Origin of the sequence: Mycobacterium sp. pV006 (assembly GCF_041287115.1) — a bacterium.
Taxonomy (GTDB): Bacteria; Actinomycetota; Actinomycetes; order Mycobacteriales; family Mycobacteriaceae; genus Mycobacterium.
Map to the genome: position 1 here is coordinate 1 of NZ_JBGGKT010000048.1, position 1,452 is coordinate 1,452.

Genomic DNA, 1,452 nt, shown 5'->3' on the forward strand with positions numbered 1-1,452 from the left:
GGGCAGACTCAAGTGATCGTTGCGGCACCTGATGGTTAGGGGTGTTGTTTCGATGGGTTTTCGAGGGCGGGGCCAGCAAGCCCCGGAGGGGGTGCGTGAGGCGTTTTTCGACGCGGTAGATGCTGGGATGTCGTGGTCGGCGGCGGCCACGGTGGCCGGGGTGTATCGCGAGACCGGCGCTATGTGGGCCCGTGCGGCTGGGTATGAAGTCCAGACCAAGCATTTCGGGACCCGGTACTGCGCGGCGGCGCGGGAGGCGTTCTGGGCGGCGATGCACGGTGGGGCCTCGGTGACCCAGGCCGCTGTTGAGGCGGGCGTGTCGGAGCTCGCGGGCCGACGCTGGGTCAAACAGGCTGGTTACGTGCCTAGAACTGAAGGTCCCGTCGTCGGGCAAACCGAGGTCCTCGCCGTCGTTGATTTGAGCACTGGCCGTCGGCCGGCGTTGACGTTCACCGAACGTTGCCGTGTTGAAGAGTTGCTCGAGAATGGCTATTCGGTGGCGCGGGTGGCTGAGCTGATGCAGCGACACCGCGACACCATTGATCGGGAGATTGCTCGGGGACAGACCGCTTCGGGGTATCGAGCCCGCGTCGGTCAAGACGGGGCCGATGCCCGTCGGAAGCGTCCCCGACAGCGCAAGCTTGACCGCAATCCGGCGCTGCTGGGCGAGGTTCTGCAAGGCTTGCAACAGCGGCGCAGCCCGGAGCAGATCGCGGGTCGGCTGCGACTGGACTTTCCCGACGATGCGGAGATGTGGGTGTCCCACGAAACGATCTACCAGGCCTTTTACGTCCAGGCCCGCGGCGAGTTGGCTAAAGACCTCAAGTCGGCATTGCGGACCGGCAGGATCAAACGAAAGCCGCGAGGCCGCAACGAAATAGCTGAACGTCGACGGTTCAAAGAGGGCATGATCGGTATCGCCGAACGCCCCGCTGAGGCCGACGACCGCGCCGTGCCAGGCCATTGGGAAGGCGACTTGATCATGGGCGCGGGCAATGCCAGTGCGATCGGCACCCTGGTCGAACGCAGCACCGGCTTCGTCGTGCTGCTGCACCTGCCTGGCGATCACACCGCCGAGACCGTCGCCACAGCGATGACTGCCAAGATCGTCGAAATCCCTGAGATCCTGCGCCGCTCACTGACCTGGGATCAGGGCACCGAAATGGCCCGACACGCCGCGATCACCGAAGCCACCGGCCTGCCGATCTACTTCTGCGATCCGCACAGTCCCTGGCAACGCGCGACCAACGAAAACACCAACGGTCTGCTACGTCAGTACTTCCCCAAAGGGACTGATCTGTCATTTTGGGGACCAGGTTTCCTCGACCAAGTCGCCACCGAACTCAACGCACGACCCCGCAAACGACACGGCTTCCGCACACCCGCTGAAGAACTCGACCGACTACTCTCAGACCCGTCCGCATACGCCGCAGCCACCGCTTGAATCCGCCC

At 64.3% G+C, this 1,452-nt stretch carries 1 protein-coding gene; it reads left to right on the top strand.

What is annotated here, in order from left to right:
* Positions 1 to 271 precede the first annotated feature (271 nt).
* Positions 272 to 1,444 (top strand): IS30 family transposase, encoded by a 1,173-nt coding sequence (locus ACAG25_RS24725; RefSeq protein WP_370491055.1) that lies wholly within the window; start codon positions 272 to 274, stop codon positions 1,442 to 1,444.
* The last annotated feature ends 8 nt before the right edge of the window (positions 1,445 to 1,452 follow it).